We start from the raw sequence: 25,083 nt of genomic DNA, 5'->3' as shown, positions 1-25,083 counted from the left end.
TTCTGGGATATCCGGAATCAGTGGGCACAAGGCACAAAGGCAAGTCGTCCCTATAAAACGAATGCAGACCGGAAAAATTAGCGTTTGAGAATTTGTGTCAGGAAGAGAGGTTCTGATCGTTCCCACGCTCTGCGTGGGAACGCATCCGGTGACGCTCTGCGTCACACAGAGGACGCAGAGCGTCCGGGGCGGCATTCCCACGCAGGAACGTGGGAACGATCGTCACGGGCTCAGTGGATCAGGCGCTGATGGCCAACCCATGCCGCCTATGATGCACGCTCAACTGATCCTTGATCAGCCGCAGCACCTTGGCCTCGTGCTCATGAATGAAGAAGTGCCCACCGGCCAGCATGTCCACCGAAAAGCTGCCCGTGGTTTCCTGGCGCCAGCCAATCAGTTGCTCCGTGGTGGCCTTGTCGGTGGTGCCGCCGAGCACATGCACCGGGCAGTTGAGCGGTGGTCGCAGCCGCGGCTGGAAACGTCCGCACAGCAGGAAGTCGGCCCGCAGGACCGGCAAGGTCAGGGCCATCAGCTCTTCATTGGCCAATATCTCTTCGCTGGTGCCGTTGAGGGTGCGCAGTTGCTCGATCAGTTCAGCGTCGGTTTTCGGCTCGGCGAAACCGCGGTCATAGTCGGCGCGCATCGTCGGCGCTGCGGTGCCGGACGCAAACAGCGCCACCGGTTCCGGGCAGCCGAGCTCACGCAGGGCATGGCCGATCTCGCAGGCCAGCAGCGCGCCCAGGCTGTGACCGAACAAGGCGTAAGGGGCCTGGAGCGTCGCGGACAATTCCCGCGCCAGTTGCATCGCCAACAGCCCCATGTCGGTGTGCAGCGGCTCGTCGAAGCGCGCCCCGCGCCCCGGCAGTTCCACCGGCTGCACGTGCAGCCATTGCGGCAACTTGCGCCGCCAGCGGCTGTACACCATCGCGCTGGCGCCGGAATAAGGCAGGCACAGCAGGGTCAGTTGGGTCACTGCGGTTTTCTCCGATCGGTCGTGTAAAGAAGATAACGAAATCGTAACCCACCGATTTAGTCAAAACCGTGACGTTCGCTACGAGATGACAGCACCTTGTGGGAGCAAGGCTTGCCCGCGATGAACGATAACGCGGTTCATCTTCCCACCCGACCTTATACTGGCGATACCTCGAACACTGCACCACACAGGAGAACGCCATGGGCTGGTCCGCCAAGCAATACGTCGCCTTCGAACAGGAACGCACCCGTCCGTCCCGAGACCTGCTCGCCGCCATTCCTCCCACCCAGGCCGGCTCGGTGATCGACCTGGGTTGCGGCCCGGGCAATTCCACCGAGCTGCTGGTGGAACATTTCAACAGCGCCACGGTGCGCGGCCTGGACAGTTCCAGCGACATGGTCGACGCCGCACGCAAACGCCTGCCCGCCGTGGCGTTCGACACCGCCGACATCGGCCAATGGGATGAACCCGGGCCGTTCGACGTGATCTTCGCCAACGCCGTGCTGCAATGGCTGCCCGACCACGCCACCCTGCTGCCCTCGCTGGTGGGCAAACTCGCCCCCGGTGGCAGCCTGGCGATCCAGATGCCCGACACCCTGCACCAGCCCTCCCACCGCCTGATGCGGGAAATCGCAGCAAGCGGGCCTTGGGCCAGCCAACTGGCCGGGGCGGCTGATTCTCGGACCGAGGTGGAGGACGCCAGCACCTATTACGCGATCCTCAAACCCCACTGCAGCCGCGTCGATGTGTGGCGCACCACCTACCATCACCCCCTGGCCGGTGGCGCCGCAGGCGTGGTGGAATGGTTCAAGGGCAGCGGCTTGCGGCCGTTTCTCGACCCGCTGGATGAGACGCAACGCGAGCAGTATCTGGCGCAGTACCTCAAGGCGATCGAACAGGCTTATCCCACCCTGGAGGATGGAACGGTGCTGCTGCCGTTTCCCCGGGTGTTCATGGTCGCGACGCGCTAGGGCGACGGTCGATGACGCGGCGACGGGGCCTAAATTTCTGCTCCAGGCCCTCGTTACCTGCTAAGACCAAAAACCCGCAAGAGTGACCGCCGTGGACCTGCAAACCATCCTGGGCAAGCTGTTCGCCAATGCCGGCGCCGTAGGTATCGAAGGCGTCTTCCAATTCGTGTTCGGCCCGCACCAGGCCTACTGGTCCGAGGTCAAGGCCAGCAGTCGCACCCAGGCCGGCCGCCACAGCAGCCCCGACGTCACCATCGAGGTGGCGGAAAAGGACTTCCTCGGGATCATGGCGGGCCTGGCCAATGTCGAGGAACTGTTCGCCAGCGGGCGCCTGAAGATTGGCGGCAACATGGGCCTGGCGACGCTGCTGCCGCAGATCATCGACCATGCCCGACATGGCGGTGGCGTGGTGGAAAAGGTCGACATGAACAAGCGCTACCCCACCCCGTCGCGCTTCAGCGAAAAACTCACCGCCAGCCTGCCGACCCAACGCAGGGTGGAGCGTCGTCCCCGCAGCGAGCTGTCGGTACAGGAGTTTCAAGCGCGCTATCTGCCCCACGGCATTCCGCTGGTCATCAGCGATGCCTTGCAGGACTGGCCATTGTTCAAGCTCAGCCGCGAAGAATCCCTGGTGCATTTTGCCGAGCTGCAAGGCATCACCCGCCACGGCGACTACGTGAAGAAGACCTTCTCCACCGAGCGGGATTTCCGCTCCACGTCCATGGCCGACTTCATCGCCTCCCTCGACAGCCCGGCGACCAAGGGCGCCGACGGCGAACCACCGGCCTACATGGGCAACAACATCCTGCCGGCGCAACTGATGGAGCAGATCAAGTACCCGCCCTACTTCGACGCCTCACTGTTCATCCCACCGCGCATCTGGATCGGCCCCAAGGGCACCCTGACGCCGCTGCATCGCGACGACACCGACAACCTGTTCGCCCAGGTCTGGGGCCAGAAAACCTTCACCCTCGCCGCGCCTCACCACCGCGAAGCCCTGGGCACCTGGTCCACTGCGCCCCAAGGCGGGTTGGACGGCTGTGATTTCAACCCGGACGCGCCGGACTACCAACGCTTCCCCCACGCCCGCGACGTGACCTTCATGCGCGTGACATTGGAGGCTGGGGATTTGCTGTTTTTGCCGGAAGGTTGGTTCCATCAGGTGGAGTCGGTGTCTACGTCGTTGTCGGTGAATTTCTGGGTGAATTCGGGGCGGGGTTGGTAACAGCCGGTCTGAAGCAACATTCTTTGTGGCGGGGTAATTGTGGGAGCAAGGCTTGCCCGCGACGAAGGCAATGCGGTCTTTCAGAAATCGAGTCGCCTGTTTCGCGAGCAAGCTATGCTCCCACAGTCCCCTTGCCACAGGTTTGTGTTTGAATCTGGAATATGAAGACCGCTTCACCCAAATGAACTCTGCACGCCTCACGCCAGTCAGCAGGTAAGGCCCTCAATTCAAGGTGCTAGACCATGCAGATATCCCTCGCCCGACAGGTTGCCCTGGTCACCGGCGCCAGCTCCGGCATTGGCGCAGGCGCGGCCAGGGCGTTGGCAGATGCGGGTGCCGCGGTGGTACTCAACTACCACTCCAGCGCCGGCCCGGCCGAAGCGCTGGCCCGTGAAATCAACGCCACCGGCGGCCGCGCCATCGCCGTCGGGGCCGATGTGTCGAAGGAGCCGGACGTCGAACGGCTGTTCGCCCAGACCCTCGAAGCGTTTGGCGCGCTGGACATCCTGGTCGCCAACTCCGGCCTGCAAAAAGACGCCGCCACCGTCGACATGACCCTGGAAGACTGGAACACCGTGATCGGCACCAACCTCACCGGCCAGTTCCTCTGTGCTCGCGCCGCGCTGCGAATTTTCACCCGCCAGGGCATTCGCCGGGGCGTGTCCCAGGCCGCTGGCAAGATCATTCACATGAGTTCGGTGCACCAGCGCATTCCCTGGGCGGGCCACGCCAATTACGCTGCGTCCAAGGGCGGGGTCGATCTGCTGATGCAGAGTCTGGCCCAGGAAACCAGCCACCAGCGCATCCGCATCAACAGCATCGCCCCCGGCGCCATCCGCACGGCCATCAACCAGGATGCCACCGAGGGCGAGCAGGGACAGAAACTGCTGGAGCTGATTCCTTACGGTCGCGTCGGCGATGTGGAGGACGTCGCCAACGCGGTGGTCTGGCTGGCCTCGGACTTGTCCGATTATGTGGTGGGCACCACGCTGTTCATCGATGGCGGGATGAGCCTTTATCCGGGGTTTCGCGGCAATGGCTGATCATGACGAACCGCAAAGCCCCATCGAGAACCACGGCATCATCGGCGACATGCGCAGCGCCGCGCTGATCAACGACCGAGGCAGCGTCGATTTTTTCTGCTGGCCGGAATTCGACAGCCCATCGATCTTCTGTTCGCTGCTGGATACGCCCGAAGCGGGGATTTTCCAACTGGCCCCGGACCTGCCGAATGCCCGTCGCCAGCAGATCTACCTGCCCGACACCAACGTGCTGCAAACCCGCTGGCTGAGCGACGGCGCCGTGGTGGAAGTCACCGACCTGCTGCCCATCGGTGACAGCGAGGATGATTTACCGGTGCTGATGCGCAAGGTGCACATGACCGTCGGCAGCGCGACGTTTCGCATGCGCTGCGCCGTGCGGCATGACTACGCCCGGGCCGCCACCACGGCGCGCCAGGACGCTGCCCACATCTGTTTCGAGGCGCCGGGACAACCGAGCCTGCGCTTATGCTCCGATCAGCCCATGACGCTGGACGGCAATGCGGCGGTGGCCGAGTTCACCCTGACGCAGGGCCAGAGCGCCGAGTTCCTGCTGGGTGGCATTGACGATCCGCGCCTTCAGGACGATGTCAGCGCGATCTGCCTGGAACGCACCCTGGCGTTCTGGCGCGGCTGGATCGCTCAGTCCACCTACCGGGGACGCTGGCGGGAAACGGTCAACCGTTCGGCCCTGGCGCTGAAGCTGCTGACCTCGCGCAAACACGGCGCCATCCTCGCCGCCGCCACCTTCGGCCTGCCGGAAACCCGCGGCGGCGAGCGCAACTGGGATTACCGCTACACCTGGATCCGCGACGCCTCGTTCACCGTCTACGCGTTCATGCGCCTGGGCTTCGTCGAAGAAGCCAACGCCTACATGCGCTGGCTGCGTGGCCGGGTCAGCGACTGCCGTGACCAGCCGATCAAACTCAACATCCTCTACGGCCTGGACGGCAGGCTGGAACTGCCCGAAACCGAGCTGCCGCACCTGAGTGGCTTCGGCAACGCCCGACCGGTACGCATCGGCAACCTGGCCTACAAACAGGTGCAGTTGGACATTTTCGGCGAGCTGATGGACGCGGTGTACCTGGTCAACAAATACGGCGAAGCCATCTCCCATCAAGGCTGGAAACACACCGTCGACGTGGTCGACCAAGTGTGCAAGGTCTGGCAGGACAAGGATGTGGGGATCTGGGAAATGCGCGGCGACAAACAGCATTTCCTGCATTCGCGACTGATGTGCTGGGTCGCCGTGGATCGCGCCATCCGCCTGGCCGAAAAACGCTCCCTGCCCGCCCCGTTCGCCCGCTGGGACGAGACGCGCCAGGCCATCTACCAGGACATCTGGACAAACTTCTGGAACGACGAACACCAGCACTTCATCCAGCGCCTGGGCAGCACCGCCCTGGACGGCTCGATGCTGTTGATGCCGCTGGTGCGCTTCGTCAGCGCCCGCGACCCGCGCTGGCTCTCGACGCTCGACGCCATCGAAAAAAACCTGGTGCGCGACGGCATGGTCTATCGCTACCGCAACGACGATAGCCCCATCGACGGCCTCAGCGGCATCGAAGGCTCATTCGCGGCCTGCTCATTCTGGTACGTCGAATGCCTGGCCCGCGCCGGCCGCGTGGAAAAAGCCCAGCTGGAATTCGAACAACTGCTGCGCTACGCCAACCCGCTGGGGCTGTACGCCGAAGAATTCGACAGCCACGGCTACCACCTGGGCAACACTCCCCAAGCCCTGACCCTCCTGGCGCTGATCAGCGCGGCGAGCTTCCTGGATCGCAAGTTGAGCGGGGAGAAAACTCATTGGCAGCCGTGAACCGGGCTGCCCTTCAGACTGAGCACAGTCCCTGTGGCGAGGGAGCTTGCTCCCGCTGGGTTTGTGATCGTTCCCACGCTCCCACGTGGGAACGCCGCCAGGGACGCTCCGCGTTCCGCTCTGGAGGGTGACGCAGAGCGTCACGGGATGCATTCCCACGCAGAGCGTGGGAACGATCATGGTGTACTGGCTATTGTGTCGACTCAGCCAGTTCGAGGTCATCCAGCGCACGATTGGCCAACAACTTGGCCAGCCCGATCAACTGCTGAATCCCCAGCGCAACATGCCGCACCAGTGTGATGAGGGAATTTATCCCGCTGGGCTGCCCCCTGTAGGAGCTGCCGAAGGCTGCGATCTTTTGATCTTTCACTTGAGACTCAAGGGGCTGGGGAAAGATCGCAGCCTCGTTGCACTCGACAGCTCCTACACAACTCCTACGGCCCCATTTATCACCACGCCCCGTTAAGAAGTTGCCAGCCCCCCAAACCCCTCCTAAGATCGATGCTCTCACGGGTGCAGCGGAGCTGCCCGATAAAAACCCGACTCAAGGATCTGACATGACCCATATCAAACGCCCCATCACCACCCCACCCCGAACAGGCCTGACCCGCGAAGACCTCTGGGAGGGCCAGGACCGGGGCCTGATCAAATGCTGGGAAATCGGCCGCGACCGCGGGGTGAAGTTTCCCGAACTGGCGCAACGCTGCCTGGCCGGTGAATTGCCTGTGCTGGGCTGGAAAGGTGGCGTCAGCCGCAGCCTGAAGAAAAACGAAAAATTCGGCTGCCTCAAGTACCTCGCCCAATGGCAGGGCCTGCGCGGTGAAGACCTGGACATCGACCTGACCCAGGAGCGCACCCTCACCTGTTCCAGCACGAACATGATCGTGACGTTTACGCCGGATCGGGCCAAATACGTGAACCAGGAACCCGCCTGATCGCAATCGGGCAATGCCGGAGGCCAACATGAACCTCGATCCCAAGGTCAACTTCGCCGTGACGCCGCTGTTACGCATCGCCTACGAAGAACACGGTCCCGCCAGCGGCGAACCCATCATCCTGCTGCACGGTTTTCCTTACGATCCCAGGGCTTTCGATGAAGTCGCGCCCGCCCTGGCCGAGCGTGGATACTGGGTCATCGTGCCCTACCTGCGCGGCTACGGCCCGACCCGGTTCAACAATCCGGCCATCTTGCGCTCCGGCCAGCAAGCGGCACTGGCCCAGGACCTGCTGGACCTGATGCACGTACTCTCCATCCCTCAAGCGACGCTGTGCGGCTACGATTGGGGCGGTCGGGCGGCGTGTATCGTCGCGGCGCTGTGGCCCGAGCGAGTTCGCTGTCTGGTGACGGGCGACGGCTACAACCTGCAGAACATCCCACGTTCCAAGCAGCCGCTGGACCCGGAAACCGAACATCGCCTGTGGTACCAGTACTATTTCCACACGGCGCGGGGTGTCGAGGGCCTGACCCGGAACCGACGTGAACTGTGTGAATTGCTCTGGCGCCTGTGGTCACCGACCTGGAAACGTGGCGCCGAACTGTATCCCCTCAGTGCTGCGTCGTTCGACAACCCGGACTTCGTCGACGTGGTGATCCACTCCTACCGTCATCGCTTCATGTACGCGCCGGGCGACCCGACGCTGGAGTGGATGGAGGAACGGCTGGCGGCACAACCGGCCATCAGCGTGCCGAGCATTTCCCTGTGCGGTGCCGACGACGGCGTGGGGCCAGCGCCGGAACACGATGAAGACGCCGAACACTTCACAGGTTTTTATGAGCGCCGCGTGCTGGCCGGTGTCGGCCACAACATCCCACAGGAAGCCCCCGAGGCCACGCTCAAGGCATTGCTGGAACTACTTGAGGGCTGACGGCGAACCGCTCGCGATAGGCCTGTGGCGTCACCCCCATGGCCCGCAAAAAGCTGCGGCGCAAGGTTTCCTCACTGCCGAAGCCACACTGCGCCGCCACCCGCTTGATCGACACAGCGGTGTCGGACAACAAGCGGCGAGCGGTTTCCACGCGAATCAACTCCACCGCCCGCGCCGGAGTCTGGCCGGTGTCGGCGCGGTAGTGCCGCACAAAGCTGCGTTCGCTCATGCCGACCTTGGCGGCCAGGCTCGACAGGCCCAGGTCACGGGTGAGGTTTTCGGCGATCCAGGCATGCAGGTCATCAAACCGACTGCCTTGCTTTTGCAGCGACAACGTCACGCTGAACTGCGATTGCCCGCCGGGACGCTTGAGGAACACCACCAGGTGCCGGGCGACCTCCAGCGCCACCGCGCGGCCCAGGTCCTCCTCCACCAGCGCCAAGGCCAGGTCGATGCCGGCCGTGACCCCGGCCGAGGTCCAGACCGGGCCATCGTTGATGAAAATCGGGTTGGGTTCGACCCGCAATTGCGGATGCTGCTCGGCCAGTTGTTCGCAGCGGGTCCAGTGCGTCACCACGCGCCGCCCGTCCAGCCAACCGCTGGCAGCCAGCAGGAACGCCCCGGTGCACACCGACGCCACCCTTCGCGAACGCAGGCCGTGCTCTTTGACCCAGGCCACCAGCGCCGGATCCTTCGCCGCTTCGTACACGCCCCAGCCACCGGCGATCAACAGCGTGTCGCTGCCTTCGCTCGGCAGCGGCTCGGCTAACAGCGCCAACCCTGCCGAGGACATTACCGCCCCGCCCCCCACAGCGATGACCGTGGGCGTGTAGGGCAACGGCAGGCCTTGCTGGCGAGCCAGGTCGTTGGTCGAGGCAAACACTTGCAAAGGCCCGGTGACATCCAGCACTTGCACGTTGGCGAAGGCCAGCACATGAACGGTTTTCGGTGGGTTGGGCATATTGGCGTGATTCGTGGGTTTATTGGCGTATACGCCAGAGCCTACGGATCTAAAGTAAAACCGTCCACCCCTCGGGCATCATCCAAAGGAGCACGCGACATGACGCTGCAGATCGGTTTGCTGTTATTCCCCCAAGTCCAGCAGTTGGACCTGACCGGCCCTTATGACGTACTGGCCTCGTTGCCAGACGTGAAGGTCCACCTGATCTGGAAGGACCTGGCGCCGGTCACTGCCAGCACCGGGCTGGTGTTGTTGCCCACCACCACGTTCGAGGACTGCCCGAAGCTCGACGTGATCTGCGTCCCCGGCGGGACCGGCGTCGGGCCTCTGATGGAAGACGAGCAGACGCTGGCCTTCATCAAGCGGCAGGCCGCCGAGGCGAAATACATCACGTCCGTGTGCACCGGTTCGCTGGTGCTGGGTGCGGCGGGCCTGTTGCAAGGCAAGCGCGCCACCACCCATTGGGCCTATCACAGCCTGCTGCAAACCCTGGGCGCGACACCGGTCAAGGATCGCGTAGTCCGCGATGGCAACCTGCTCACCGGTGGCGGCATCACGGCCGGGGTCGATTTTGCCCTGACCCTGGCCGCCGAACTGTTCGACCAGGACACCGCCGAACTGGTCCAGCTGCAGCTCGAATACGCCCCTGCCCCACCGTTCAACGCCGGCAGCCCGGACACTGCACCAACGCGCGTCCTGGAAGAAGCCCACCGGCGTACCGCAGAATCGTTCCGGGTCCGCTCGCAGATTGCCCAACGTGCTGCGGCGCGGTTGGAACTGGTGTAACGCTAAGTCCCAACCAGGCATGACTGTGCTGTGCTGTGCTGTGCTGTGCTGTGCTGTGCTGTGCTGTGCTGTGCTGTGGGAGCAAAGCTTGCTCGCGAAACAGGCGCCTCGATTTCTAAAAGACCGCATCGCCTCTATCGCGGGCAAGCCTTGCTCCCACCCAGCCAACCGTGGATTCATCACCCTTCCTGGCAATACAACACCATCCCCGCGTGATACAGCACCCCCTCACGAAAATCCCCATCGGCGGTGAAACCGGTGTCGTCGTGGTATTCGATATGGTCGTCCTGCAACCAGTAGTCGCCCTGGTACGCACTCTCACGCAAACCCCGCGCTTCGTCATAGCGTCCGCCCGGCAGCAGCCGATGGCGAATCACGCCATCAGCCGTCACCCACAGGCCGACAAATTTGTCCTGGTCTCCAAAGGCCTTTCTCATGGGACATCTCCTGTCAGGTAAAACGCGGTTCAAAACGGGCTGGCGGTGGGGCGCACGATCAGTTCGCTGACGTCCACATCCGCCGGTTGTTCGATGGCGTAGGCGATCGCCCGGGCGATGGCTTCGGCCGGAATGGAGATCCTGCGGAACTCGCGCATTTCGGCACGTCCACCTTCATCGGAAATGCTCTCGGCCAGTTCCGATTCGGTCACGCCAGGGGAAATCACCGTCACGCGCACATCTCCCCCGACTTCCTGGCGCAAGCCCTCGGAAATCGCCCGCACGGCAAACTTGGTGGCGCAATACACGGCGGCAGTCGGGCTGACGGCGTAGGCGCCGATGGACGCGATGTTGATGAACTGGCCGCTGCGCTGGCGCTGCATCAGCGGCAAGCCGGCGGCGATGCCGTGGAGCACGCCACGGATGTTGACGTCGATCATGCGGTCCCACTCCTCGACTTTCAGCGCCTCGAGCTTGGAGAGCGGCATGACCCCGGCATTGTTGATGATCACGTCGACCCGACCGAACCGCTCGACAGCAAAGTCGATCAGGTGCTGGACATCGTCGCGGCGGGTCACGTCCACCGCTTTGCAGACCGCTTGCTGGCCGGCGGTTTCGAGTTCCTGCACCAGCGTTTGCAAACGATCGATGCGCCGGGCGCCAAGCACGACACGGGCACCGCGAGCCGCGAGCAACCGCGCCGCCGCTTCACCAATCCCGCTGCTGGCGCCGGTGATGACCACTACTTTGTTTTGAATATCTGACATGATGGTTTCCTCGTCTGGATGTGTTGGCCCCGGTGGGAGCGTTTTGACAGGTCCAGATTAGGGAACCGACCGAGGTCGGGGTTAGCCGGATCCTCCTGCGCACTTGCACGATGCTGTGGCGATAAAGCCGACTCTGGCCGACAGCCGTGCAATCGGCTTTACTAGCGCGGTCCACTCAATTTGGCCTGGGAGATTGATCGGCATGTCGGTATCCACGTCCATCCACATCGCGCCAGACGACGGCGTCAGCCAGCGCCGCACCGAATTAGCGAGCCTGATGAAGCGCTTTGCGCCGGAATATGGCGTCCACCCTACGGCCATCGAGGCCTTGCACCTGATCCGTAGCGACCAGCCGACCGAAGCCCTGCACACCGTGCACAAGCCTGGTTTATGCGTGATTATCGAGGGGCGCAAGGAAGTGCGCCTGGCGGACGAATGCTACGTGTATGACCCGCTCAATTACCTGGTCGTCTCGGTGACCCTACCGCTGGCCGGCCAGGTGATTGAAGCCAGTCCTGAACGCCCCTACTTGTGCATCCGCCTCGACATCGACCCGGCACAGATCTGCCGCCTGATGGCCGACGCCAGCCCTATCGGCGTGCCGGCCGAAAGAACCGGACGCGGGTTGTTCCTGGACCGTATCGATGCGCCATTGCTCGACGCGGTGTTGCGCTTGCTGCGACTGTTGGACAGTCCGGACGATATCGCCACCCTCGCGCCTTTGGCCCAACAGGAGATTTTCTACCGACTGCTACGTGGCGCCCAAGGCCAGCGCTTGCACGAAATCGCCATTCCTGACACCCAGACCCATCGCATCAGCCGTGCCATCGAGTGGCTCAATACCCATTACGCCGAACCGTTTAGCATCGACAGCCTGGCACAAATGATCAATCTCAGCCCTTCGGCGCTGCATCACCGCTTCAAAGCCGTGACCGCCATGAGCCCGCTGCAATATCAGAAACAACTGCGCCTACAGGAAGCCCGACGGTTGCTGTTGGCGGAGAACAGCGACGTTTCGTCAATTGGCTACAAGATGGGGTATGAAAGCCCTTCGCAGTTCAGCCGTGAATACAGCCGTCTATTTGGCGCCTCCCCGAGCAAGGATATCGCTCGTTTGCGCGCCCAGGCGCTGCAAGCCAGTAGCGCCTGATCCTGCACACAAACAGGATCAGGCAAAACCAGGGCAGTATCCGTCTAACGCCCGCCCCCGCCTCGCCCCTAATCTGAACCCATGCAGCAAGACAACCATCGCCGCTGCAACGGGTTCAGCAGATCACGACATCTGAACGACCCGGCACTCAACCCTTGATATGACCGGAGTCTTTACCATGAAAACGCTCAACACCTTGATCGCCGTTACCACCTTCGCCCTGAGCGCCAGTGCGTTTGCCTTGCCGAGCCAGCAGCAGGACCGTTTCTTTACCCAGGCTAGCGATTACCAGCAGCCTGTGGCCGCTGATGGTGCGGATCGGACGCCTGGGGGCCAGACCCTCGCTGCCGATGGCGCGGACCGGACGCCTGGGGGCCAGGCTCTCGCTGCCGATGGTTCCGACCGCACCATGACCCGGCGGTTGGCATGATCAGGCCACTTTTTCACAGACGAAAAAAACCCGCCTAGGCGGGTTTTTTGAGGACCAATTTGACTTCCTGTCCGGCATTCCATGCCTGGTCCAATCATCCATGACCCCGAGCACTCCCTGTACCCAGTGGATGAACATAGATTAGGCCCATCGGCATCTTGGAAAAAGACGAGAAAGCAGCAACGGCGTGTAAGCGTTTCGCTATAGGACCTTCCCGGATTTTTTGCGGGCGAAAAAAAACCCGCCGAAGCGGGTTTTTCCAAGACCATTACGACTCCCTGTCGATAGCTTTCCTTGCAAGGTCGATCGTCCCTGATCCTGAGCACTTTCTGTGCTTCAGTGGATGAGTCCAGATTACGCCTCGGATCCAAAACGAAATAGACGACATAGCTACCATCTCGTGTAAGACATTCGCTATACCGCTCCCCTCCGAAAACCCTTAGCCCCTCAGCAGCCCCCGATCAAGACTTGCTCAGGAAGGCTTCAATATTGGCCATTTGCTCGTCCCAGCCACGGCTGTCCATGCGAAAAGCCTTGAGCCGGCGAGCCTCGGGAATGTTGTTGAAACCCGACTCCACGACTTTGAGCAAGGTACCGCCATCCATGTCTTCGAGTTCGAATAGCACCCGGGTTTCGGACTCTTGAGAGTAATCCACCTGCGGCTCGACAGCGTAAGGATGCCAGCGAAACGAGAACACCCGCTCAGGCTCCACCCGCTCCACGGCTACGTCCCAGATGAGATGCTCGTAACCTGGATAAGTGATTTGCCCCTGGGTACGCTCCCCTGCCACAAACCGTTTCCCCTCAAGGGCGACACCGAACCATTGGCCGAAAGCTTCGGCATTGGCCAGGGCTCGCCAGACGTGAGAGCGCGGAGCCTTGAGCAGGATCTTTCTTTCAATGCGGTCGGATGAATGCATGAGTCACCTCCTGTGTTTCAACAGTAGGCTTGTAAGACCACAAGGCCAACCAGAAAGTTGTATCAGGATCACCTTCTCTAAAACTCTATGGAGCGATGTAAACTCACCCGGCGTTTTCACCCTCCTCAAGGAGAGACCAAACATGTCCCCGCGCTTGCTTCTGGCCCTGATGCCGCTGCTTTTCGTCACCGCTGCTCAGGCCGACGACTGTGCCGACGCCACCACTCAAGGCGAAATGAACCAATGTGCAGCCAAAGAAAACAAGGCCGCCGACAACGAGCTGAACAGCTTGTACAAGCAGATCACGGCACGCCTGAAGGACAATCCGGAGGCCAAGCAGATGCTGGTCAAGGCGCAGCGTGCCTGGATAGGCTTCCGTGACGCCGAATGCAATTTCTCCGCCTCCGGGGTCGAGGGCGGTAGCGTCTACCCGCTGATCTACAGCAACTGCATCACCACCCAGACTAAGGCCCGGGTCGAGGCATTCAAGAACTATCTCAAGTGCAAGGAAGGGGATCTGAGCTGCCCTGTACCCGAGGCTTAAGGGCCGGATGCAAAAAAGGACGACCTCTACAGGTCATCCTTTTTTGGCCAACGATTTTTATTTCAGGCAAAAACAAAACCCCTACCTGCGTCAGCAGATAGGGGTTTCGGAATTTAATCTTGACGATGACCTACTCTCACATGGGGAAACCCCACACTACCATCGGCGATGCATCGTTTCACTGCTGAGTTCGGGATGGGATCAGGTGGTTCCAATGCTCTATAGTCGTCAAGAAATTCGGGTACTGAGTCGTGGCCAGTTGGCCTCGCTTCAGCAAATTGGGTATGTGATAGCTTCGGTGTTTTGTGAGATTCGAACTTTCGGTTCGTTTCGTCTTCACACACCGCAATCTGGTCTCTTTGCCTTGGGCTTGGAGTTACAAATTGCTTGGGTGTTATATGGTCAAGCCTCACGGGCAATTAGTACAGGTTAGCTCAACGCCTCACAGCGCTTACACACCCTGCCTATCAACGTCGTAGTCTTCGACGGCCCTTCAGGGGACTCAAGGTCCCAGTGAGATCTCATCTTGAGGCAAGTTTCCCGCTTAGATGCTTTCAGCGGTTATCTTTCCCGAACATAGCTACCCGGCAATGCCACTGGCGTGACAACCGGAACACCAGAGGTTCGTCCACTCCGGTCCTCTCGTACTAGGAGCAGCCCCTCTCAAATCTCAAACGTCCACGGCAGATAGGGACCGAACTGTCTCACGACGTTCTAAACCCAGCTCGCGTACCACTTTAAATGGCGAACAGCCATACCCTTGGGACCGGCTTCAGCCCCAGGATGTGATGAGCCGACATCGAGGTGCCAAACACCGCCGTCGATATGAACTCTTGGGCGGTATCAGCCTGTTATCCCCGGAGTACCTTTTATCCGTTGAGCGATGGCCCTTCCATACAGAACCACCGGATCACTAAGACCTACTTTCGTACCTGCTCGACGTGTCTGTCTCGCAGTCAAGCGCGCTTTTGCCTTTATACTCTACGACCGATTTCCGACCGGTCTGAGCGCACCTTCGTACTCCTCCGTTACTCTTTAGGAGGAGACCGCCCCAGTCAAACTACCCACCATACACTGTCCTCGATCCGGATAACGGACCTGAGTTAGAACCTCAAAGTTGCCAGGGTGGTATTTCAAGGATGGCTCCACGCGAACTGGCGTCCACGCTTCAAAGCCTCCCACCTATCCTACACAAGCAAATTCAAAGTCCAGTGCAAAGCTATAGTAAAGGTTCACGGGGTCTTTCCGTCTAGCCGCGGATACACTGCATCTTCACAGCGATTTCAATTTCACTGAGTCTCGGGTGGAGACAGCGCCGCCATCGTTACGCCATTCGTGCAGGTCGGAACTTACCCGACAAGGAATTTCGCTACCTTAGGACCGTTATAGTTACGGCCGCCGTTTACCGGGGCTTCGATCAAGAGCTTCGCGTTAGCTAACCCCATCAATTAACCTTCCGGCACCGGGCAGGCGTCACACCCTATACGTCCACTTTCGTGTTTGCAGAGTGCTGTGTTTTTAATAAACAGTCGCAGCGGCCTGGTATCTTCGACCGGCGTGGGCTTACGCAGCAAGTGCTTCACCCTCACCGGCGCACCTTCTCCCGAAGTTACGGTGCCATTTTGCCTAGTTCCTTCACCCGAGTTCTCTCAAGCGCCTTGGTATTCTCTACCCAACCACCTGTGTCGGTTTGGGGTACGGTTCCTGGTTACCTGAAGCTTAGAAGCTTTTCTTGGAAGCATGGCATCAACCACTTCGTCACCCAAAAGGTAACTCGTCATCAGCTCTCGGCCTTGGAATCCCGGATTTACCTAAGATTCCAGCCTACCACCTTAAACTTGGACAACCAACGCCAAGCTGGCCTAGCCTTCTCCGTCCCTCCATCGCAATAACCAGAAGTACAGGAATATTAACCTGTTTTCCATCGACTACGCTTTTCAGCCTCGCCTTAGGGACCGACTAACCCTGCGTCGATTAACGTTGCGCAGGAAACCTTGGTCTTTCGGCGTGGGTGTTTTTCACACCCATTGTCGTTACTCATGTCAGCATTCGCACTTCTGATACCTCCAGCAAGCTTCTCAACTCACCTTCACAGGCTTACAGAACGCTCCTCTACCGCATCACTTACGTGATACCCGTAGCTTCGGTGTATGGTTTGAGCCCCGTTACATCTTCCGCGCAGGCCGACTCGACTAGTGAGCTATTACGCTTTCTTTAAAGGGTGGCTGCTTCTAAGCCAACCTCCTAGCTGTCTAAGCCTTCCCACATCGTTTCCCACTTAACCATAACTTTGGGACCTTAGCTGACGGTCTGGGTTGTTTCCCTTTTCACGACGGACGTTAGCACCCGCCGTGTGTCTCCCATGCTCGGCACTTGTAGGTATTCGGAGTTTGCATCGGTTTGGTAAGTCGGGATGACCCCCTAGCCGAAACAGTGCTCTACCCCCTACAGTGATACATGAGGCGCTACCTAAATAGCTTTCGAGGAGAACCAGCTATCTCCGAGCTTGATTAGCCTTTCACTCCGATCCACAGGTCATCCGCTAACTTTTCAACGGTAGTCGGTTCGGTCCTCCAGTTAGTGTTACCCAACCTTCAACCTGCCCATGGATAGATCGCCCGGTTTCGGGTCTATTCCCAGCGACTAGACGCCCTATTAAGACTCGCTTTCGCTACGCCTCCCCTATTCGGTTAAGCTCGCCACTGAAAATAAGTCGCTGACCCATTATACAAAAGGTACGCAGTCACCCAACAAAGTGGGCTCCCACTGCTTGTACGCATACGGTTTCAGGATCTATTTCACTCCCCTCTCCGGGGTTCTTTTCGCCTTTCCCTCACGGTACTAGTTCACTATCGGTCAGTCAGTAGTATTTAGCCTTGGAGGATGGTCCCCCCATATTCAGACAAAGTTTCTCGTGCTCCGTCCTACTCGATTTCACTTCTAAGATCCTTTCGCGTACAGGGCTATCACCCACTATGGCCGCACTTTCCAGAGCGTTCCGCTAAAATCAAAGAAGCTTAAGGGCTAGTCCCCGTTCGCTCGCCACTACTAAGGGAATCTCGGTTGATTTCTTTTCCTCAGGGTACTTAGATGTTTCAGTTCCCCTGGTTCGCCTCTTGCACCTATGTATTCAGTACAAGATAACCATCTTATGATGGCTGGGTTCCCCCATTCAGACATCTCCGGATCAAAGTCTGTTTGCCGACTCCCCGAAGCTTTTCGCAGGCTACCACGTCTTTCATCGCCTCTGACTGCCAAGGCATCCACCGTATGCGCTTCTTCACTTGACCATATAACCCCAAGCAATCTGGTTATACTGTGAAGACGACATTCGCCGAAAATTCGATCTGGCTCTAAGAGCCACTCACAAATTTTACCTTAGCCTGATCCGTTACCAGTGAAAGTAACGTCCAGTCTATCTTTCTATCACATACCCAAATTTTTAAAGAACGAACTAGTCAAAGACTAGAAATCAACATTCACCATCGAACCGATGGAATGCTCATTTCTAAGCTTTATACAATCGAAGCAGTAGTGGTGGAGCCAAGCGGGATCGAACCGCTGACCTCCTGCGTGCAAGGCAGGCGCTCTCCCAGCTGAGCTATGGCCCCGTATTTCTACAGGCGTTTCCCACACAAAATTGGTGGGTCTGGGCAGATTCGAACTGCCGACCTCACCCTTATCAGGGGTGCGCTCTAACCAACTGAGCTACAGACCCAATTTCGGGCTGCTTCTTTCGTCTTCTTCAATGAATCAAGCAATTCGTGTGGGAGCTCATGAAGCAGCTGCGGTCGTCGATTAAGGAGGTGATCCAGCCGCAGGTTCCCCTACGGCTACCTTGTTACGACTTCACCCCAGTCATGAATCACACCGTGGTAACCGTCCTCCCGAAGGTTAGACTAGCTACTTCTGGTGCAACCCACTCCCATGGTGTGACGGGCGGTGTGTACAAGGCCCGGGAACGTATTCACCGCGACATTCTGATTCGCGATTACTAGCGATTCCGACTTCACGCAGTCGAGTTGCAGACTGCGATCCGGACTACGATCGGTTTTGTGGGATTAGCTCCACCTCGCGGCTTGGCAACCCTCTGTACCGACCATTGTAGCACGTGTGTAGCCCAGGCCGTAAGGGCCATGATGACTTGACGTCATCCCCACCTTCCTCCGGTTTGTCACCGGCAGTCTCCTTAGAGTGCCCACCATAACGTGCTGGTAACTAAGGACAAGGGTTGCGCTCGTTACGGGACTTAACCCAACATCTCACGACACGAGCTGACGACAGCCATGCAGCACCTGTCTCAATGTTCCCGAAGGCACCAATCCATCTCTGGAAAGTTCATTGGATGTCAAGGCCTGGTAAGGTTCTTCGCGTTGCTTCGAATTAAACCACATGCTCCACCGCTTGTGCGGGCCCCCGTCAATTCATTTGAGTTTTAACCTTGCGGCCGTACTCCCCAGGCGGTCAACTTAATGCGTTAGCTGCGCCACTAAGAGCTCAAGGCTCCCAACGGCTAGTTGACATCGTTTACGGCGTGGACTACCAGGGTATCTAATCCTGTTTGCTCCCCACGCTTTCGCACCTCAGTGTCAGTATCAGTCCAGGTGGTCGCCTTCGCCACTGGTGTTCCTTCCTATATCTACGCATTTCACCGCTACACAGGAAATTCCACCACCCTCTACCATACTCTAGCTCGACAGTTTTGAATGCAGTTCCCAGGTTGAGCCCGGGGATTTCACATCCAACTTAACGAACCACCTACGCGCGCTTTACGCCCAGTAATTCCGATTAACGCTTGCACCCTCTGTATTACCGCGGCTGCTGGCACAGAGTTAGCCGGTGCTTATTCTGTCGGTAACGTCAAAACACTAACGTATTAGGTTAATGCCCTTCCTCCCAACTTAAAGTGCTTTACAATCCGAAGACCTTCTTCACACACGCGGCATGGCTGGATCAGGCTTTCGCCCATTGTCCAATATTCCCCACTGCTGCCTCCCGTAGGAGTCTGGACCGTGTCTCAGTTCCAGTGTGACTGATCATCCTCTCAGACCAGTTACGGATCGTCGCCTTGGTGAGCCATTACCCCACCAACTAGCTAATCCGACCTAGGCTCATCTGATAGCGCAAGGCCCGAAGGTCCCCTGCTTTCTCCCGTAGGACGTATGCGGTATTAGCGTCCGTTTCCGAGCGTTATCCCCCACTACCAGGCAGATTCCTAGGCATTACTCACCCGTCCGCCGCTCTCAAGAGGTGCAAGCACCTCTCTACCGCTCGACTTGCATGTGTTAGGCCTGCCGCCAGCGTTCAATCTGAGCCATGATCAAACTCTTCAGTTCAAACATCTTTGGGTTTTGAGAAAACCCTAAACTTGGCTCAGCAATCGTTGGTTACATCTTTGATTTCTCGCGGAGTAACTTGTGATGCTGATAATCTGTTGACTAGCAGTCTGACTCCACAAGCACCCACACGAATTGCTTGATTCAGTTGTTAAAGAGCGGCTGGCTGAGTCTTTCGTCTCAACCGAGGCGCGCATTCTACAGCGCCCCGTGTATCTGTCAAGCGGTTATTTTAAGAAGTTTTCAAAGTTTCCTTTGCAACTTCAACCACTTGCGCTTCCGATCTCTCGTTAGCGGGAGGCGAATTCTACAGCGTTACTCGCTGCTGTCAACACCTCTTTTTCACCGCTTTCGACCGAGAAGATCGAACCGCTGATAGAGCCAAACAACACCGCTCTATCTGCTCCTTCCGGGCTTCAATGAACTGAAGCCCAACACCTTCGAAACCTACTTAACTCATTGAATATCAAGGAGTTTTCCGTTTCGACTGCGCCGGAAGTGGGGCGAATTATAGACTCCCAGAATCTGCCGTCAACCCTTAATTTGATTTTTCCATCTTTAGCCCGACACGACACTTAAATCTGCCCGGTATATAGACGGAATCGCTGCATATGCGCAATATACTGCTCAAAACAGCCCCCCGCCTTTATTCTGGACGACACTTCGTAATGACGCCCCCTCCACATCGCAGCCTGGCCTCCACCCTGTACCCGGTTGCCCTGCTATTAATAGCCATGGCTTCCATCCAATCAGGAGCCTCCCTCGCCAAAAGCATGTTCCCGGTAGTGGGCGCACAGGGCACAACGACGCTGCGACTCATTTTTGCCAGCCTCATCATGCTGTTATTGCTACGTCCCTGGCGCGCCAAGCTCACCGCCCAATCCCTGCGCACTGTGATCGTTTATGGAATGGCACTGGGCGGCATGAACTTTCTCTTCTATATGTCGGTTCGTACCGTTCCACTGGGCATTGCCGTGGCACTGGAGTTCACCGGGCCTCTGGCAGTCGCCATTTACGCCTCGCGCCGGGCAATCGACTTTCTCTGGATCGCCCTGGCAGTCGTTGGCCTGCTTCTGCTTATACCGACCGGAGCGACCAATGCCGGTATCGACCTGCTTGGAGCCGGCTATGCGCTAGGCGCAGGTTTCTGCTGGGCGCTGTACATCCTGTTTGGCCAGAAGGCTGGCGCGGACAATGGTGTGCAAACCGCCGCACTGGGGGTGATGATCGCCGCCCTGTTCGTCGCACCGATTGGTATCGTGCACGCGGGCGCCGCATTGCTCACACCGAGCCTGATTCCAATCGCCATCGGCGTCGCCATTCTGTCTACGGCCCTGCCCTACACCCTGGAAATGATCTCCCTGACCCGAATGCCAGCCCGCACTTTCGGCACGCTGATGAGCGTCGAACCGGCAGTCGCGGCCCTGTCGGGGCTGGTCTTTCTGCAGGAGTACTTGTCCTTGGCCCAATGGTTAGCCATTACCTGCATCATCCTCGCGTCGGTCGGCGCAACGATGACCATGGCCAACACTGCGAAACCTGCCGTCGCGGCAGATTGAAGCAGGATTTAACGAAGGTCTGGTATTTGCCACGCATTTAGGCCATGTTTAGACCGGTAACCCAATGTCAAACATGGATTTTTCATACAGGACGTCATGAACGCTTCAAGCAAGAGCGAACACAATCGTACGTGGACACAAGATTCACGACGATTATAAGGACAGGAATGAAACGAATTTTGATACTGATCGCCGTACTTGCAGTAGCGGGCTGTGCGGCAACATCGAAAACTGAAGTCAAACGCGGTAAAAAAGGCCTGCACATCAACTGCTCCGGCCTATCCTCATCCTGGGATCAGTGCGCCGCCAGCGCCGCCAATTCATGTGCTCCCAAGGGTTACAAGGTCATTGCCAAGTCCGGCGACGTCGTCGAGGAACCCGGGGACTATCCCTTCGGGCTCAATCCCGCTGGCTATACCAGCCGCAGCATGATCGTCATTTGTAAATAGGTCACGTCAGTCGAGCCCTTGCTCGGCCATTCGGCGCCTAATCTCCTCATGACTGGACTTGAGGACGTCACGCTGGACCTGCGGCGTGACCAGCATCCGCGCAACTACCAATGCTCCCACGCATTGAGACAGGATGGCCCAGGCCAGACTATCGCTTCCCAATATCCGCGCCCAGCTTTCGTGCAAACGACAGATCCACGTTTGCGCCGTCTCCCTCACCTGGACATCCGATCGCGCGATCTCGGCCCCCAGCACTGGCAACGCACACCCTGCATCGGGCTGCTCAACATGGCTCATGCTCAAGTACTGCTTGAGGCAGCGCTCCAGCTTCATTGAGTCCATGGCACCGTCGCCACTCAGACGATCCAGGCTTTGGGCCAACTCCCGCTCGACAATGGCCTTGAAGAGCTCATCCTTCGATGAGAAGTGGCTATAAAACGCGCCGCCGCTCAACCCGATCGCTTTCATCAAGCCATCGACACCGACCGTGGAGAAACCCGACTTCTTGGCGGAGACGGCACTGCTGGCGAGCAGTTTCTCGCGGGTTTCCATTTTGTGATTGGCTGAATATCGCATGGCCCTGCCCCTGATTGCTTATCTTGACGCTTGTCGGATCTTAGCATAACGTCCGTTTAGTTAACGATCGTTTACCAATGAGGCTGACCATGAATAACAATAGAGTCGTACTGGTTGTTGGCGCGGGCGACGCCGCGGGTGGCGCGATTGCCAGACGCTTTGCACAGGAAGGTTTTGTTGCCTGTGTTACTCGCCGCAGCGCCGACAAACTCGAACCCCTGGTGGATGGAATTCGTGCCCAAGGCGGCGAAGCCCACGGGTTTGCCTGTGATGCGCGTAAAGAAGACGACGTGATCGCACTCATCGAGCAAATCGAGAACCAGATCGGCCCGATCGAAGCCTTTGTGTTCAACATCGGCGCCAACGTCCCCTGCAGCATCCTCGAAGAAACCGCGCGCAAGTATTTCAAGATATGGGAAATGGCCTGTTTCTCAGGCTTTCTCAATGCACGGGAAGTGGCCAAGCGCATGGTCAAGCGCCAGCGCGGGACGATTCTGTTTACCGGGGCAACGGCGGGATTGCGCGGCGCTTCGGGGTTCGCCGCATTCGCGGGCGCCAAACATGGCATACGGGCACTGGCCCAGAGCATGGCCCGTGAGCTGGGGCCGCTGAATATTCACGTGGCCCACGTGGTGGTGGACGGCGCCATCGACACCGACTTCATCCGCGATAATTTCCCGGAAAAATATGCCACCAAGGATCAGGACGGCATCCTGAACCCTGAACACATCGCCGACAATTATTGGTACCTGCACAGCCAACCCCGCGACGCCTGGACCTTCGAGCTGGACCTGCGGCCCTGGAGCGAACGCTGGTAACCCCTCCCCTCACAACAACAAGAGAGCAGATTCCATGAGCAAATCGGTGGAGTTTTACTTCGATCTCGGCAGCCCGACCACTTACCTGGCCTACACCCAGTTGCCGACGCTGTGCGCGCAGACCAACAGCCAGTTGATCTATCGTCCGATGTTGTTGGGCGGCGTCTTCAAGGCAACCGGCAATGCATCACCGGCGACAGTGCCGGCCAAGAACCCTTACCTGTTCAAGGACCTGAATCGCTTCGCCAAACGCTACGGCGTCGCCTTCAAGTTCAATCCACACTTCCCCATCAACACGCTGCAGCTGATGCGCGCGGTGACTGGCATGCAGTTGCGCCAACCTGAACGCTTCGAGGCCTTCATCGATTGTCTGTTCCGCGCCTTTTGGGTGGATGGCCGCAACCTCAACGACCCGACGACTGTCGCAGCGGTCCTGAACGAGGGCGGTTTCGATGCCGACTATGTGCTGGCATTGACGAACGACGAGCAGGTCAAGCAAGCACTCAAGATCACCACTGAAGAAGCCATCGCACGGGGCGTGTTCGGCGCCCCGAGCATGTTTGTCGGCAACGAGTTGTTCTTCGGCCAGGATCGGTTGGACTTCGTCCGTGAAGCCCTCGCCTGATCCTCTACTTCAAATCGCTATCGTTCGCGTGTTGAGCCATTGCAGTGCGTCACCGTCCAGCCACGGGCTCAAGCGACGCTGAACCTCGGCGTGGTAGGCGTTGAACCAGTCTTTTTCGTCCTGGGTCAGCAGCGAAGGTTCCAGGCAGCGGGTGTCGATCGGACAAAGGGTCAGGGTTTCGAACTCAAGGAACTCGCCGAACTCGCTGCTTCCGGCGTCACGGTTCAACACCAGGTTCTCGATGCGCACACCCCAGCGACCGGGGCGATAAGTGCCCGGTTCGATGGAGGTGATCATGCCCGCCTGCATCGCCGTTTGCGGCGCGGCAGCGGCTTGATAGGCAATCACCTGCGGGCCTTCGTGGACATTGAGAAAATAGCCGACGCCATGACCTGTGCCGTGGCCGTAATCCACCTGCTCCGCCCAGATCGGTGCACGGGCGATGGCATCCAACAACGGCGAAAGAATACCCCGCGGGAATTTGGCCCGGGACAGGGCAATCACGCCCTTGAGCACGCGCGTGCAATCACGTTTCTGCTCAGTGGTGGGTGTGCCGACCGGCACCATGCGAGTGATGTCAGTAGTGCCCCCCAGGTACTGGCCGCCGGAATCGATCAGCAACAGGCCATCACCTTCGATGACCGCATGGGCTTCTTCCGTGGCGTGGTAATGAGGCATCGCGCCGTTGGCGTTAAAGGCGGCGATGGTGTTGAAACTCAGGGAGACGAAGTCCGGCCGGCGCGTGCGGGCGGCGGTCAGGTGTTCGTCGATGGTCAACTCGGTGATGCGCTCGCGACCCCAGGCCCCTTCCAGCCAGGCGAAGAACTCACAGAGCGCCGCGCCATCCTGCTCCATGGCCCGACGGATGTGTTCGGCATCGGCCAGGCTTTTGCGAGATTTGGCCAGCGTCGTTGGATTGAGCCCTTCGACCAGCTTCACGCCGCTGCCCAGGTTATCCAGCAAACCGACCGTCACCCGCGCCGGATCGATCTGCAAGCTCGCGCCGTCCGGCACTTCGCGCAACGCGGCGGCGGCTTCGCTGTAATCGCGCAGGGTCACGCCGTCCTGTTCAAGAACGGCACGCAGCGCTGCGTCAACCTTGTCCAGGGCCACGAACAGCGTTGCCTGTTGCTGGCTGATCAAGGCAAAGGAGACGAACACGGGGTTGAACGACACATCCGCGCCGCGCAGGTTGAACAACCAGGCGATGTCATCCAGCGTGGCGATGAAATGCCAGTCGGCACCACGTTCCTTGAGGGATTCGCGCAGCTTGGCGAGTTTCTCGACCCGGTTGACGGTCGCCTGGGGTGGTAAATGGGCATAGACCGGCTGATCCGGCAAGCTTGGACGATCGCTCCAGGCCTCCTGGAGCAGATCGATGTCGGTACGCAACCGCGCGCCGCGCTCCGCAAGCTTGCCACCCAGGGTTCGAGCCGACGCGACGGCCATGACCGCACCGTCAACGGCGACCACCCCACCCTCAGGTGTTTGTTCGGCCAGCCAGTCCAAGGGGCCGGGCTGGCCAGGAATGAGCTTGACCAGCTCGATACCACTGCCCTCCAGCTCCTTGGTGGCCTGCTCCCAATAACGGCTATCGGCCCAGACGCCAGCGAAACTGCCGGTCACGATCAAGGTGCCCACCGAGCCGTGGAAGCCCGACAGCCATTGCCGTCCCTGCCAATAGCCCGGCAAGTATTCAGACAGATGCGGGTCGGCTGATGGCACCAGCAGCGCATGAATGCCCTCTCGGCTCATCAGTTGGCGGATTTGGGCCAGGCGCTGGGGAACCAGTCCATGGGGCAAAGGCTCGGTGCTCATTGTTTCTCCTGCT

21 protein-coding genes, 2 tRNA genes, 3 rRNA genes and 1 pseudogene are annotated in these 25,083 nt (G+C 59.2%); 14 read left to right on the top strand and 13 right to left on the bottom strand.

Annotation, left to right across the window (positions count from 1 at the left end):
• Positions 1-238 precede the first annotated feature (238 nt).
• The gene (locus AB4O22_RS05760) at positions 239-973 is read right to left on the bottom strand and encodes a thioesterase II family protein (protein WP_003203977.1); all 735 of its coding nucleotides are present in this window, start codon (positions 971-973) and stop codon (positions 239-241) included.
• 200 nt (positions 974-1,173) lie between these two features.
• On the opposite strand from AB4O22_RS05760, the gene tam reads away from it, so the two are divergent.
• The 4 genes from tam (at position 1,174) to AB4O22_RS05740 (ending at position 6,028) form a co-directional block, all read left to right on the top strand.
• The gene (gene tam, locus AB4O22_RS05755; protein ID WP_223472773.1) at positions 1,174-1,944 is read left to right on the top strand and encodes a trans-aconitate 2-methyltransferase; all 771 of its coding nucleotides are present in this window, start codon (positions 1,174-1,176) and stop codon (positions 1,942-1,944) included.
• 91 nt (positions 1,945-2,035) lie between these two features.
• A complete protein-coding gene (locus tag AB4O22_RS05750) occupies positions 2,036-3,169 on the top strand; it encodes a cupin-like domain-containing protein (RefSeq protein WP_223472774.1) in 1,134 nt (377 codons plus the stop codon).
• 242 nt (positions 3,170-3,411) lie between these two features.
• Positions 3,412-4,212: an SDR family oxidoreductase gene (locus AB4O22_RS05745; protein WP_013693944.1), complete on the top strand. Its 801-nt coding sequence runs from the start codon at positions 3,412-3,414 to the stop codon at positions 4,210-4,212.
• Positions 4,205-6,028, top strand: coding sequence for a glycoside hydrolase family 15 protein (locus tag AB4O22_RS05740; protein ID WP_223472776.1), 1,824 nt, complete (start codon positions 4,205-4,207; stop codon positions 6,026-6,028). The genes AB4O22_RS05745 and AB4O22_RS05740 overlap by 8 nt, the downstream gene beginning before the upstream one ends.
• Positions 6,029-6,218: 190 nt before the next feature.
• On the opposite strand, the pseudogene AB4O22_RS05735 reads toward AB4O22_RS05740, so the two are convergent.
• Positions 6,219-6,317: pseudogene (locus tag AB4O22_RS05735) on the bottom strand (DUF6124 family protein); the annotation flags it as partial.
• A 268-nt stretch (positions 6,318-6,585) separates the two neighbouring features.
• On the opposite strand from AB4O22_RS05735, the gene AB4O22_RS05730 reads away from it, so the two are divergent.
• Both AB4O22_RS05730 and AB4O22_RS05725 read left to right on the top strand, forming a co-directional pair.
• Positions 6,586-6,963 (top strand): hypothetical protein, encoded by a 378-nt coding sequence (locus AB4O22_RS05730; RefSeq protein ID WP_013693946.1) that lies wholly within the window; start codon positions 6,586-6,588, stop codon positions 6,961-6,963.
• Between the two features lie 28 nt (positions 6,964-6,991).
• A complete protein-coding gene (locus tag AB4O22_RS05725) occupies positions 6,992-7,894 on the top strand; it encodes an alpha/beta fold hydrolase (RefSeq protein WP_223472777.1) in 903 nt (300 codons plus the stop codon).
• Here AB4O22_RS05725 and AB4O22_RS05720 read toward each other — a convergent pair.
• On the bottom strand, positions 7,863-8,855 hold the full coding sequence (locus AB4O22_RS05720; protein WP_460095979.1) for a GlxA family transcriptional regulator: 993 nt from the start codon (positions 8,853-8,855) through the stop codon (positions 7,863-7,865). The two genes, AB4O22_RS05725 and AB4O22_RS05720, sit on opposite strands and share 32 nt — an antisense overlap.
• A gap of 99 nt (positions 8,856-8,954) precedes the next feature.
• Between AB4O22_RS05720 and inhA the strand changes: the two genes are divergently transcribed.
• Positions 8,955-9,641 (top strand): isonitrile hydratase, encoded by a 687-nt coding sequence (gene inhA / locus AB4O22_RS05715; protein WP_460095978.1) that lies wholly within the window; start codon positions 8,955-8,957, stop codon positions 9,639-9,641.
• Between the two features lie 179 nt (positions 9,642-9,820).
• On the opposite strand, the gene AB4O22_RS05710 is transcribed toward inhA, so the two are convergent.
• Positions 9,821-10,078 (bottom strand): Atu4866 domain-containing protein, encoded by a 258-nt coding sequence (locus tag AB4O22_RS05710; RefSeq protein WP_003203997.1) that lies wholly within the window; start codon positions 10,076-10,078, stop codon positions 9,821-9,823.
• Positions 10,079-10,107: 29 nt separating this feature from the next.
• A complete protein-coding gene (locus tag AB4O22_RS05705) occupies positions 10,108-10,845 on the bottom strand; it encodes an SDR family oxidoreductase (protein WP_223472779.1) in 738 nt (245 codons plus the stop codon).
• A gap of 202 nt (positions 10,846-11,047) precedes the next feature.
• On the opposite strand from AB4O22_RS05705, the gene AB4O22_RS05700 reads away from it, so the two are divergent.
• A complete protein-coding gene (locus AB4O22_RS05700; RefSeq protein ID WP_223472780.1) occupies positions 11,048-11,995 on the top strand; it encodes an AraC family transcriptional regulator in 948 nt (315 codons plus the stop codon).
• Between the two features lie 178 nt (positions 11,996-12,173).
• Positions 12,174-12,425, top strand: coding sequence for a hypothetical protein (locus AB4O22_RS05695; RefSeq protein WP_038856006.1), 252 nt, complete (start codon positions 12,174-12,176; stop codon positions 12,423-12,425).
• A 461-nt stretch (positions 12,426-12,886) separates the two neighbouring features.
• On the opposite strand, the gene AB4O22_RS05690 is transcribed toward AB4O22_RS05695, so the two are convergent.
• The gene (locus AB4O22_RS05690; RefSeq protein WP_003204010.1) at positions 12,887-13,345 is read right to left on the bottom strand and encodes an SRPBCC family protein; all 459 of its coding nucleotides are present in this window, start codon (positions 13,343-13,345) and stop codon (positions 12,887-12,889) included.
• A 142-nt stretch (positions 13,346-13,487) separates the two neighbouring features.
• Between AB4O22_RS05690 and AB4O22_RS05685 the strand changes: the two genes are divergently transcribed.
• Entirely contained in the window at positions 13,488-13,889 is a 402-nt protein-coding gene (locus AB4O22_RS05685; protein WP_013693948.1) for a lysozyme inhibitor LprI family protein, read from the top strand.
• A gap of 117 nt (positions 13,890-14,006) precedes the next feature.
• Here AB4O22_RS05685 and rrf read toward each other — a convergent pair.
• The 5 genes from rrf to AB4O22_RS05660 form a co-directional block, all read right to left on the bottom strand.
• A 5S ribosomal RNA gene (gene rrf, locus AB4O22_RS05680) occupies positions 14,007-14,122 on the bottom strand.
• Between the two features lie 165 nt (positions 14,123-14,287).
• A 23S ribosomal RNA gene (locus tag AB4O22_RS05675) occupies positions 14,288-17,179 on the bottom strand.
• A 245-nt stretch (positions 17,180-17,424) separates the two neighbouring features.
• Positions 17,425-17,500, bottom strand: a tRNA-Ala gene (locus AB4O22_RS05670).
• A 30-nt stretch (positions 17,501-17,530) separates the two neighbouring features.
• Positions 17,531-17,607 (bottom strand) — tRNA-Ile (locus AB4O22_RS05665).
• Between the two features lie 81 nt (positions 17,608-17,688).
• Positions 17,689-19,225: ribosomal RNA gene (locus AB4O22_RS05660) — 16S ribosomal RNA — on the bottom strand.
• The 16S, 23S and 5S rRNA genes sit together here with 2 tRNA genes alongside, the layout of an rRNA operon.
• Positions 19,226-19,893: 668 nt before the next feature.
• Between AB4O22_RS05660 and rhtA the strand changes: the two genes are divergently transcribed.
• Both rhtA and AB4O22_RS05650 read left to right on the top strand, forming a co-directional pair.
• Positions 19,894-20,784 carry a threonine/homoserine exporter RhtA gene (gene rhtA / locus AB4O22_RS05655; RefSeq protein ID WP_003204016.1) on the top strand — a complete coding sequence of 297 codons (891 nt, stop codon included), beginning with the start codon at positions 19,894-19,896 and terminating at the stop codon, positions 20,782-20,784.
• A gap of 167 nt (positions 20,785-20,951) precedes the next feature.
• A complete protein-coding gene (locus AB4O22_RS05650; protein WP_003204018.1) occupies positions 20,952-21,233 on the top strand; it encodes a hypothetical protein in 282 nt (93 codons plus the stop codon).
• Between the two features lie 6 nt (positions 21,234-21,239).
• Here AB4O22_RS05650 and AB4O22_RS05645 read toward each other — a convergent pair whose 3' ends face one another.
• Entirely contained in the window at positions 21,240-21,809 is a 570-nt protein-coding gene (locus AB4O22_RS05645; RefSeq protein WP_003204020.1) for a TetR/AcrR family transcriptional regulator, read from the bottom strand.
• 89 nt (positions 21,810-21,898) lie between these two features.
• Between AB4O22_RS05645 and AB4O22_RS05640 the strand changes: the two genes are divergently transcribed.
• Together AB4O22_RS05640 and AB4O22_RS05635 are read left to right on the top strand one after the other, a co-directional pair.
• Positions 21,899-22,627 (top strand): SDR family oxidoreductase, encoded by a 729-nt coding sequence (locus AB4O22_RS05640; protein WP_460095977.1) that lies wholly within the window; start codon positions 21,899-21,901, stop codon positions 22,625-22,627.
• A gap of 34 nt (positions 22,628-22,661) precedes the next feature.
• Entirely contained in the window at positions 22,662-23,252 is a 591-nt protein-coding gene (locus AB4O22_RS05635) for a 2-hydroxychromene-2-carboxylate isomerase (protein WP_223472572.1), read from the top strand.
• A gap of 9 nt (positions 23,253-23,261) precedes the next feature.
• On the opposite strand, the gene AB4O22_RS05630 is transcribed toward AB4O22_RS05635, so the two are convergent.
• Entirely contained in the window at positions 23,262-25,070 is a 1,809-nt protein-coding gene (locus AB4O22_RS05630; protein WP_223472571.1) for an aminopeptidase P family protein, read from the bottom strand.
• Between the last annotated feature and the right edge of the window lie 13 nt (positions 25,071-25,083).

This window comes from Pseudomonas sp. S3_B11 (assembly GCF_054667715.1).
Note: the sequence above shows the minus strand (reverse complement) of the source record. Positions and strands in the feature narration are given on the sequence as shown.

Coding starts and splice junctions, on each gene's coding strand:
- AB4O22_RS05730 (WP_013693946.1), top strand. CDS start 6,586: ATGACCCATATCAAACGCCCCATCACCACCCCACCCCGAACAGGCCTG.
- AB4O22_RS05645 (WP_003204020.1), bottom strand. CDS start 21,809: ATGCGATATTCAGCCAATCACAAAATGGAAACCCGCGAGAAACTGCTC.
- AB4O22_RS05740 (WP_223472776.1), top strand. CDS start 4,205: ATGGCTGATCATGACGAACCGCAAAGCCCCATCGAGAACCACGGCATC.
- AB4O22_RS05705 (WP_223472779.1), bottom strand. CDS start 10,845: ATGTCAGATATTCAAAACAAAGTAGTGGTCATCACCGGCGCCAGCAGC.
- AB4O22_RS05630 (WP_223472571.1), bottom strand. CDS start 25,070: ATGAGCACCGAGCCTTTGCCCCATGGACTGGTTCCCCAGCGCCTGGCC.
- AB4O22_RS05650 (WP_003204018.1), top strand. CDS start 20,952: ATGAAACGAATTTTGATACTGATCGCCGTACTTGCAGTAGCGGGCTGT.
- AB4O22_RS05690 (WP_003204010.1), bottom strand. CDS start 13,345: ATGCATTCATCCGACCGCATTGAAAGAAAGATCCTGCTCAAGGCTCCG.
- AB4O22_RS05685 (WP_013693948.1), top strand. CDS start 13,488: ATGTCCCCGCGCTTGCTTCTGGCCCTGATGCCGCTGCTTTTCGTCACC.
- AB4O22_RS05635 (WP_223472572.1), top strand. CDS start 22,662: ATGAGCAAATCGGTGGAGTTTTACTTCGATCTCGGCAGCCCGACCACT.
- AB4O22_RS05695 (WP_038856006.1), top strand. CDS start 12,174: ATGAAAACGCTCAACACCTTGATCGCCGTTACCACCTTCGCCCTGAGC.
- AB4O22_RS05640 (WP_460095977.1), top strand. CDS start 21,899: ATGAATAACAATAGAGTCGTACTGGTTGTTGGCGCGGGCGACGCCGCG.
- AB4O22_RS05725 (WP_223472777.1), top strand. CDS start 6,992: ATGAACCTCGATCCCAAGGTCAACTTCGCCGTGACGCCGCTGTTACGC.
- inhA (WP_460095978.1), top strand. CDS start 8,955: ATGACGCTGCAGATCGGTTTGCTGTTATTCCCCCAAGTCCAGCAGTTG.
- AB4O22_RS05710 (WP_003203997.1), bottom strand. CDS start 10,078: ATGAGAAAGGCCTTTGGAGACCAGGACAAATTTGTCGGCCTGTGGGTG.
- rhtA (WP_003204016.1), top strand. CDS start 19,894: ATGACGCCCCCTCCACATCGCAGCCTGGCCTCCACCCTGTACCCGGTT.
- tam (WP_223472773.1), top strand. CDS start 1,174: ATGGGCTGGTCCGCCAAGCAATACGTCGCCTTCGAACAGGAACGCACC.
- AB4O22_RS05720 (WP_460095979.1), bottom strand. CDS start 8,855: ATGCCCAACCCACCGAAAACCGTTCATGTGCTGGCCTTCGCCAACGTG.
- AB4O22_RS05700 (WP_223472780.1), top strand. CDS start 11,048: ATGTCGGTATCCACGTCCATCCACATCGCGCCAGACGACGGCGTCAGC.
- AB4O22_RS05745 (WP_013693944.1), top strand. CDS start 3,412: ATGCAGATATCCCTCGCCCGACAGGTTGCCCTGGTCACCGGCGCCAGC.